Annotated in this window: 2 protein-coding genes; both read left to right on the top strand. The window is 71.4% G+C overall.

Going from position 1 to position 10,553, the window contains the following annotated elements:
* Positions 1 to 83 precede the first annotated feature (83 nt).
* On the top strand, positions 84 to 5,408 hold the full coding sequence (locus ACH4PY_RS16155) for a LamG-like jellyroll fold domain-containing protein (RefSeq protein ID WP_398181862.1): 5,325 nt from the start codon (positions 84 to 86) through the stop codon (positions 5,406 to 5,408).
* Positions 5,409 to 5,493: 85 nt separating this feature from the next.
* The gene (locus ACH4PY_RS16150) at positions 5,494 to 10,518 is read left to right on the top strand and encodes a LamG-like jellyroll fold domain-containing protein (protein ID WP_398181859.1); all 5,025 of its coding nucleotides are present in this window, start codon (positions 5,494 to 5,496) and stop codon (positions 10,516 to 10,518) included.
* Positions 10,519 to 10,553: the final 35 nt, after the last annotated feature.

Genomic DNA, 10,553 nt, shown 5'->3' with positions numbered 1-10,553 from the left:
CTGCGCCCGCGAGCAATTCGGCACACAAAGCACTCTCGGCCGACGAGGCGGCGGCAAAGGCCCAGTCGACGGGCCGCCCGGTCGTGGCCTCGGCCCTGACCACCGCGGTGTCGCAGACGACGGCCAACCCGGACGGCACCCTGACGCTGACTCAGACCGCCGCTCCCACCCGGGTACTCAAGGACGGCGCCTGGACGGCGATCGACCCCACCCTGACCGCCAACCCGGACGGCACGCTGTCCCCGAAGGCCGCCCCCAGCAGCGTGGTCCTCTCCGGCGGCGGCACCGGGCCGCTGCTGTCCCTGCACACCGGTGGCCAAGGCTTCACCCTCACCCTGCCCACCAGCCTCCCCGCGCCCACCCTGTCCGGTCCCAGCGCCGCATACGCCGGTGTCCTGCCCGGCGTCGACCTCACCGTCACCGTCGACCCCAGCGGCGGCGTCAGCGACGTCTTCACCCTCCACACCCCGGCGGCGGCGCGGAACCCGCAGCTCGCCACGCTGCTGAACGCCGACATCGCCACCACCCCCGGCCTCACCGTCGGCTCCGACGCCAACGGCACCGTCCAGGTCAAGGACGCCGCCGGGCACCCGATCTACACCGCCCCCACCCCGCTGGCCTGGGACTCCGCCGACACCGCCGCTGCGACCCCGGACACCACCGCGGAGATCGCCCCGGCCACCGCGAACGCCCTTCGCCGTGACGCGTCCGGCGCCCGCCCCTCCTCGGCCCTGCGCCGCGGCGCCGCCGCCCGCAACGGGCGCGTGGGCGTCACCGCCGGGCACGGCAGACTCGCCCTCACCCCGCCCGCTGCCCTGCTCGGCGCGAGCGACACGCAATACCCCGTCTACCTGGACCCGACCTATTCGCCTTCCTACGGTTCCACCGGCTGGGCGAGCCCCGGATCCGGAGTGCCCTCCCAGAATTTCTGGAAGAGTTCGGTCTCCTACACCGGTGACGCGGAGGTCGGCCCCAGCGGCGACGTCCAGGACGAGGCGATCAGCCTTTTCAATTTCCCCGTGACGACATCGCTGAAGACGGCGAAGATCTACAGCGCCTCCTTCGACATCACCGAGACCTATTCCTGGGCATGCCCCACGTCCGGGCACAACCAAACGGTCGACCTCTACGCCCCCACAAAAGTCCTGTCGTCCTCCAACGCCACATGGAACAGCTGGTCCGGCAGCCTCGGCAGCAAGGTCGACTCCCATTCCTTCGCCCTCGGGTACAACAGCGGCTGCCCGGCAGGTGGCGCACCGCCCTTCGACGTCACGAGCACCATCGCGAAGGACCTGACAGCCGGAACCACCACACAGACCCTGGCGATGCGGGCGGACAGCCACACCGACAACTACGCCCTCAAGCGCTTCAAGGCCGGCTCGGCGCAGCTCGTCATCACCTACGACAAATACCCGAACACTCCCAAGGGGCTTTTCACCTCCCCGAAGACCAATTGCAAGGACACGCTCCTCGGCGACACCGCCGTCAGCCTCTACGCCCCCGTCTCCACCCCCACGGGCGCGGCACTGACCACGACGTTCACGCTCTACAAGACCGCGGACACCGCCAAGACCAACCTACTGACCTCGGCAAACGGAATCGCCGCCCGCACCTATCACGGCGCGTCCGGACAGAACGCGGTACTGAAGCTCCCGGAAACGTTCTTCAAGAAAGTCGCGTCCGGCGGGCTCGGTACCTTCAGCTGGACGGTGACCACCTCCGACGGCACGCTCAGCTCCAAGGCCTCGGCCACCCCCTGCACCTTCGGCTGGGACGCCAGCCGTCCCGGTGCCCCGGACATCGCCCCGGCCACCGCGCCGCGTGACGGCGGCCGGATCTGCCCCACGCTCGACGACCCCGACACCGGGGCGGTCCAGCCCATCGGCGCCCGCTGCTCGTTCAGCATCACCCCGCCCTCCGGCCAGTCCGTGTCGGGGTACGCCTACCAGATCAACCAGTCCTCTCCGGTGACGGTCGACGCGAAGGGCGCGCTCACGATCACCGTGCCGGTCAGCCGGCTCGTCAACACCCTCACCGTCACCGCGTTCTCGCCGGGTGGCAACCTCGGCCAGCCCGCGTCCACCGAGTTCCTCGGCACCGCGATCACCCCGGCGGCCGCGGACGGCGACGTCAACCTCGACGGCACGCCCGACCTCGTCACCGTCGGCGGGCCGGGCAGCTCGCTCCCGTCCGGGGCGTGGCTGGCCGCCGGGCACCCGTACGGCAGTGTGAGCGAGGCCGCGACGGACATCGGCGTGGGCGGTCTCCAGACCGACGACGAGGCGGGCACGCCGAAGCCGTCCGACTGGGACGGCGCCCAGGCCGTCACCGGCGACTTCTGCGGCAACGGCGCCCAGGACGTCCTGGCCTACTTCAGCGCTGACGGCAGCGGTGCGGTCGTGTGCAACGACGGGAGCAGCGGTGCCCTCGCGCCGGGCAACCCGACCACGATCGGCACGTCCTCGGCCCCGTACGAGATCCCGGACGGCACCTTCACCGACGCGGACGGCACCCCTGCCACCCAGGTCGTCACCGCGGGCGACACCAGCGGCGCGCACACCGGACTCCCCGACCTGCTCGCGACGATGGACAACACGCTCTACCTCACCTACAGCTTCACCGCCAACGGCTACGGCTTCCTCCTCGACCCCGACTGGGGCACCTGCGCGAGCTGCTACGCCCTCACCGCGCTCAACACCCCGGACGGCACCCAGGACTGGGACAGCTGGACACTCACGACCTCCCAACTGTCCACCGGGACCGCGCTCTACCTGTGGAACCCCGCCACCGGCGAACTCGACCTGTGGACCGGACTCGGCATCAGCGCCGACGGCACCACCCTCACCACGGCCGGCCGGATCCAGCTCGCCGCGGCAGGCTGGAACCAGGCCCCCGCGCACCCGCTGACCCTGCGCGCCGCCGACCTCGGCGGTGACGGCAACCCGTCGCTGTGGACGGTCGACCGCACCACCGGCCACGTCACCCCGTACCTCTTCAACGGCACCACGCTCACCCCGCAGACCGCGCAGACCGTCTCCAACCCCTCGCACGTCTGGCCGCTGAAGGACGGCACGGACGGCCAGGCCACCACGGCGGCCGACACCGTCGGCACCCTCGACCTGCACGGCGGCACGGGCGCCACCTGGAACGACAGCGACGACCAGCACAGCCCGGACGCCGCCTTCAACGGCACCAGCGCCGGGGTCCTCACGTCCACCGGCCCGGCGGTGACCACCAACGCGGCCTTCACCGTCTCCGCCTGGGTCAAGCCCGAGACGCTGGACACCAAGGTCCTCGAACAGGAAGCCACCGTCGAGCCCGGCTTCGTGCTGTACTCCAACTCCACGGACAACAGCTGGCGCTTCGCCATGGCGACGTCCGACACCGGCCCGACGTGGGACATCACGCAGTCCCGCACGAACGCCGCGATCCCCGGTTTCTGGACGCACCTGGTGGCCAACTACGACCCCGGCACGTCCACCATGGCCCTCTACGTGGACGGGGCGCTCCAGGGCAAGGTCAAGCACACCAAGACGTCCTGGAACGCCACCCACTCCTTCGACATCGGGGAGTTCTTCAGCAGCGGCAGCCGCAGCAGCTTCTTCAAGGGCCAGGTCTCCGACGTGCAGACCTGGAACTCCGTCCTGACCGCCGCGCAGATCGCCGACCTGTCGGGAGCGCGCCCGGCCGCCACGCCCTCCGGGCCATTGGCGTCCAAGGTGCCCGGCGTGTGCGCGGACGACCCCTCCGGGGCCACGGCCAACGGCACCAAGGTCCAGGTCTACACCTGCAACGGCAGTCCCGCGCAGAACTGGACCGCCTACCCCGACGGGACGCTGCACCCCGGCAGCCACGCCAAGATCTGTGTGGACGTCGCCTCGGCGGGCACCACCGCGGGCAGCCTCGTCCAGCTCGACGCGTGCAGCACCTCGGCAGCGCAGCAGTGGCAGGTGCTCGACGACGGGCAGGTCAAGAACGCCCACTCCGGGCTGTGTCTGGCCGACCCCGGCTCCACGACCACGCTCGGCACCCAGCTCGCGCTGGCCGCCTGCGACAACGGAACGGCCGTGACCTGGTCGATCCCGCAGACCGGTGCCGTCAACGAATGGATGCTCAACGAGACCGGTGGCACCACCGCGCACGACGCCGTCGCCGCGGATACCGCCACCGCCACCGGCGGCGTCACCTGGGGCACGAGCACCGACAGCGCCGGCCGTACCATGCCGGCCGCCACCTTCGACGGCACGGGCTCGCTCGGCACCCAGCACTGGGGCGTGGACACGACCGGCAGCTTCGCGGTCTCGGCCTGGGTGAACGTGACCGACCTCTCCAAGTACCAGACCATCCTGTCCGAGGGCGGCACCACCAGCTACGCCTTCGACCTGTACTACTCGCCCGTCTACCAGGCGTGGATCTTCAACCGCTCCGCCACCGACACCACCAACCCCACGCTGGTGCGCTCCAAGTCCACCGACAACCCGGCGATCCCGGCACCCGCGGTGAACACCTGGACGCTGCTCACGGGCGTGTACGACGCCACCACCGACCCCGCCCACCCGACCGTCCGCCTCTACGTCAACGGCATGCTGGCCAGCGCGATCCCCTTCCCGTACACCCCCTGGGACACCCACAGCCACCTCGACATCGGCCGGGACTTCTTCAACGGGGCCTACAACCCCGACGACCTGGTCACCGGCTCCCTCGCCGACGTCCGGCACTACGACCGGCCGCTCACCGACCAGGAGGCCTACGCCCTCTACGACGACGGCACGGGCATCCCGGCCTCGGCCGCCCACTGGCGCCTCGACGAGGCGAGCGGCAGCACCGCGGCCGACGCCGTCGGTGACGCGCACGACGCGACCCTGCACGGCACGGCGGCCTGGAACACCGCCGACCACGGCGGATCCCTCGCGCTGGACGGCACCACCGGTTACCTCGACACGGCGGGGCCGGTGCTCGACACCGGCAACAGCATGACCGTCTCGGCGTGGGTGAAGCTGAAGGACACCAGCGTCAACAGCACCTTCGTGGCCGCCGACGGCGTGCACACCAGCGTCTTCCAGCTCTACTACTCCACCACCTACGGCTGGACCTTCAACCGGCTCGGCTCCGACGTGGACACCCCCGTCATCACCCGGTCGTACAGCGGGACCGCCGCCGTGCACACCGGGGTGTGGACCCATCTGGTCGGCGTCTACGACAAGGGCTCGGGGACGGTCCGGCTGTACGTCGACGGCATCCCCCAGACCCCCAACTCCTTCACCACCCCCTGGACGGGCGAGGGGAACTTCCAGCTGGGCCGCCGCCGCTCGGCGGGCGTCTACGGCGAGTACGCCAAGGGCTCCCTCGCGGACGTGACCCTCTGGAGCACCGCCCTGACCCCGACCCAGATCGCCAACCTCGGCTGACGAGACCGTCCCCGGCACGTCCCGTGGTTCCGGGCTCCTTCCCGGGAGCCCGGAACCACGGGACGGCCGGCAAAGGAAAGACGTGATGATGGCTCACCCAAGACGCAAGTCCGCTGCCAGGAGAGGCGCCGCCGTGCTCGCGCTCGGCGCGCTCTCGGCGGCATTCCTCGTGGCCCTGCCACCCGGCGACGCGACCGCCGACAGCGGAACACCGGCTTCCACGTCCGTGAGCAGCCCGGCGCACCACGCCCTCTCGGCCGACGAAGCCGCGGCGAAGGCGGAGTCGACCGGGCGACCGGTCGTCGCCTCGGCCCTGACCACCGCGGTGTCGCAGACCACGGCCAACCCGGACGGCACCCTGACGCTCGCCCAGACGGCCACGCCCACACGCGTGCTGAAGGACGGCGCCTGGACCGCGATCGACCCGACCCTGACCGCCGACCCGGACGGCACGCTCTCCCCGAAAGCCACCCCGAGCAGCGTGATCCTCTCCGGGGGCGGCACCGGGCCGCTGCTCTCCCTGCACACCGGCGGCCAGGGCTTCACCCTCACGCTGCCGGTGTCGCTCCCCGCGCCCACCGTGTCGGGGGCGAGCGCCGAGTACGACGGCGTCCTGCCCGGCGTCGACCTCACCGTCACCGTCGACCCCAGCGGCGGCGTCAGCGACGTCCTCACCCTCCACACCCCGGCGGCGGCGCGGAACCCGCAGCTCGCCACGCTGCTGGACGCCGACATCGCCACCACCCCCGGCCTCACGGCCGCCTCCGACGCCAACGGCACCGTCCAGGTCAAGGACGCCGCCGGGCACCCGATCTACACCGCCCCCACCCCGCTGGCCTGGGACTCGGCGGAAGCGGCGGACACCGCGGACACCGCCACCGCGAACGCCCTCCGCCGTGACGCGTCCGGCGCCCGCCCCTCCTCCGCCCTGCGCCGCGGCGCCGCCGCCCACAGCCGGCAGGTGGGCGTCACCGCCGGGCACGGCAGACTCGCCCTCACCCCGCCCACCGCACTCCTCGACGCGAGCGACACCCGCTACCCGGTCTTCGTCGACCCCACCTACTCCCCCGCCTACGGCGCCACCGGCTGGGCCAGCCCCGGCTCCGGCGTCCCCTCGCAGAACTTCTGGAAGAGCTCCGTCTCCTACACCGGTGACGCGGAGGTCGGCCCCAGCGGCGACGTCCAGGACGAGGCGATCAGCCTTTTCAATTTCCCCGTGACGACATCGCTGAAGACGGCGAAGATCTACAGCGCCCATTTCGACATCACCGAGACCTACTCGTGGGCGTGCCACACCTCGGGCCACAACCAGAAGGTCGACCTCTACGCCCCCGCCAAGATCCTGTCGTCCTCCAACGCCACATGGAACAACTGGTCGGACGCACTCGGCACCCGGGTCGACCAGCAGGACTTCGCCCTCGGGTACGGCAGCGGCTGCCCGGCGGGCGGCGCACCGCCCTTCGACGTCACGAGCACCATCGCGAAGGACCTGACAGCCGGAACCACCACACAGACCCTGGTCATGCGGGCGGACAGCCACACCGACAACTACGCCCTCAAGCGCTTCAACCCGAAGACGGCGCAGCTCGTCATCACCTACGACAAGTACCCGAACACCCCCAAGGGCCTGTTCACCTCACCCCCGACGAACTGCTCGAACACCGTGCTGGGCGACACGGCCGTCAGCCTCTACGCCCCCGTCTCCACACCCACCGGCGCGGCACTGACGACGACCTTCACCCTCTACAAGACCGCGGACACCGCCAAGACCAACCTGCTGACGCCCGCGAACGGGATCGCCGCCGACACCTACCACGGCGGTTCGGGGCAGAACGCGGTGCTGAAGCTTCCGGAGGCGTTCTTCAAGGCCCGGGCGGCCGGGGCGAGCACGTCGTTCACCTGGCGGGTGCAGACATCGGACGGCACCCTCACCTCGGCCTCGTCCGCCACCTGCGCCTTCTCCTGGGACGCCAGCAGGCCCGGCGCCCCCGGGGTGAGCCCGGCGGTCTCGCCGCCGGACGGGAGCCACACATGCCCGACGCTCGACGCGTCCGACGTGGGCTCGGCGCAGTCCCTCGGCGCCCGGTGCTCGTTCGACGTCACCCCGCCCACGGGCGGCGCGATCTCGGGCTACGCCTACCAGCTCAACCAGTCCGCCCCGGTGACCGTGGACGCGACCGGTCCGACGACCATCACCGTGCAGGTCAGCCGACTGGTCAACACCCTCACCGTCAACGCCGTCTCCCCCGGCGGCAACCTGGGGTCGCCCACCTTCGTGGAGTTCACCGGCACGGGGATCACCCCACCGGCCCGGGACGGCGACATCAACCTGGACGGCACGCCCGACCTCGTCACGGTCGGCGGCCCGGGTACGGCGATGCCCTCGGGCGCATGGCTGGCGACCGGCCACCAGGACGGCACCGTGGCCCCGGCGGCGACCGACATCGGCGCCGACGGCCTGCAGAAGGACAACCTCGACACCACCGCGCCGCCCGCCGACTGGGACGGCGCACAAGCGATCACCGGCGACTTCTGCGGCAACGGCGCCCAGGACGTCCTGGCCTACTTCAGCGGTGACGGCAGCGGGCGAGTCGTCTGCAACGACGGCAGCAGTGACCCGCTGGAACCCGGCAACCCCACGACGATCGGCCAGTCCTCGGCGCCGTACGAGATCGCCCCCGGCTCGTTCCCCGGCGCGGACGGCACCCAGGCCTCCCAGGTCGTCGCCGCGGGCAACACCAGCGGCGCGGACACCGGGCTCCCCGACCTCCTCGCCAAGGCCGGTGACCAGCTCTACCTGGCGTACAGCTTCGCCGCCAACACGTACAGCACCGGCTCCGACCCGGGCTGGGACGACTGCTCCTCCTGCTACGCACTCACCTCGCTCACCTCGCCCGACGGCACCATGGACTGGGACAGCTGGACGATCGCGACCGCTCAGCTGGACTCCGGCACCGCCATGTACCTGTGGAAGCCCGCCACCGGTGAACTCGACCTGTGGACGGGCCTGTCGCGGACGCCGGACGGCACCTCGCTGACGACGACGGGCCGGTACCGGATCGCCCAGAGCGGCTGGCACCAGAATCCGTCCGACTCCCTGTCCCTGCGGGCCGCCGACCTCACCGGCCAGGGCGTGCCGTCGCTGTGGGCGGCCGACCTCACCACCGGCGAGGTCACCTGTTCCACGCCGTCCGCCCTGGCCGACGCCCCGGAACTTGACGCCACGACCACGAAGCTGCTCACCGCCGACCACTCCTGGCAGTTCGCGGACATCGGCGACAACGACGACGGCGCGGTCTTCACCGGCAGCGCGGACAGCACCGGCTCCCTCACGCTCGCCCCGGTGGCGTCGGGGACACCCGCCGCCCGCTGGAACACCGGCGACCTGTTCAGCCCGGACGTGCTCCTCAACGGCACCGCGGCGAGCGACCTGCACGCCGGGGCGGCCATCGGGCTGAAACAGAGCTTCACCGTCTCCCTGTGGGCGAACCCCTCCGCGTACGGCGGGGCCGTCCTCTCCCAGGACGGCACTTCGTACTCCGGCGTCAGCATCCGCGCCACCGCGGGCGGCTGGCAGGCGAGCCTCAGCACCGCTGACGGCTCGACAAGCGCCGCGGACGTCATCACCGGCGGCCGTACCCAGCTCAATACCTGGACCCATCTGACGCTCACCTACAACAGCGCCATCGGCGTCGCCGACCTGTACGTGAACGACACCTACGTGGCCACCGGCGCCCACGCGGCCCCGGCCTCCGGCGCGAGCGGCGGCTTCCACCTCGGCAGCGACCTCGTCGGCAAGAACCGCGCCGACTTCTACGCCGGGCAGGTGGCCGACGTCCAGGTCTGGGCCGGCCACGCGATCGCTCCCCCGCAGCCCTCGACCCCGCCCGGCTACCACCAGGCCGTCACCCCCACCCGGATCCTGGACACCCGCACCGCGGCCGGTCTCGTCCACGCGAGCCACAACGTCACGGCCGGGACCGCCACGGTGCCCGGCGGCTCGGTCGTCCAGCTCCAGATCAGCGGCGACACGGTCACCCCCGCCGTCGCGGGAGCCCCGACGAAGATCCCGGCCTCCGTCACCGCGGTCGCCGTCGAGGTGACGGCGGCGAACGAGCAGGACCACGGCTACGTCACGGCCTACGCGGACGGGGCCCAGCAGCCGCTGTCGTCGTCCACCAACTTCGCCCCCGCGGTCACCACGACCGGCTACCAGATCGTGCCCGTCGGCGGCGACGGGAAGATCGACCTCTACACGCACGGCAACACGACCAGCGACATCGCCCTCATCGTCGATCTCACGGGCTACTTCACCAGCGACGCCACGCTCACCGGCGACGAGACCTACCACCCCCTCCCCACCGCGAGCCGGATCCTCAACACCTCCGTCAGCACGGCGGGAACCAGCCTCACCGCCACCGGCACGGTACCGGCCAACACCACGTTCACCCTGGACGTCGCGGGCAAGGGCGGGATACCGGCGAACGCCACCGGGGTCGCCCTCAACATCACCACGTCGGGTGCCACGAGCGCCGGTTACCTCGGCGTGTACGCCAACGGCAGCACACCGGCCGATCCCGTCACCAGCCTCACCTACGGCACCGCCACGCCACGGGCATCCATGGCCGCCGACACGCCGACAGGCACCGGCGGGAAGATCACCGTCAGCAACCACAACGGGGTCACCGCCGTCATCGTGGACGCCTCCGGCTACTACCTCGCGGGGACGTCGGGGCAGACCTACCACGCGGTCAACCCCACCCGCCTGGTGGTGACGTCCAACGGCGTCGGCGGGCTGCCGCCCGGCCCCGTCACGTCGAACGGCACGTACACGCTCTCGCAGGCCGACGTCCGGCAGATCACCACGGCTGCCAGGCCCACGCTCGCCCTCATGCTCACGGAGGCGTCGGGCACCGACTACGGCTACCTCACCGCCTACCCGGCGGACGGTTCCCTCCCCCCGACGTCCAACCTGAACTGGGTCGCGGGCGACACCAACGCGAATCTCGCGGTCGTGCCGACGAGCGCGGACGGCAAGGTCGTCTTCTCCAACCACAGTCCCGGCACGCTGAACCTCATCGTCGACTGCAGCGGCTACTTCGCCGGCTGAGCACGCGGTCCCGTCCTGATCAACGCACAGAAAAG

Source organism: Streptomyces sp. NPDC021224 (assembly GCF_044332905.1).
GTDB lineage: Bacteria > Actinomycetota > Actinomycetes > Streptomycetales > Streptomycetaceae > Actinacidiphila.
The sequence above is the reverse complement of the archived record's forward strand: the minus strand, read 5'-3'. Positions and strand labels throughout refer to the sequence as shown.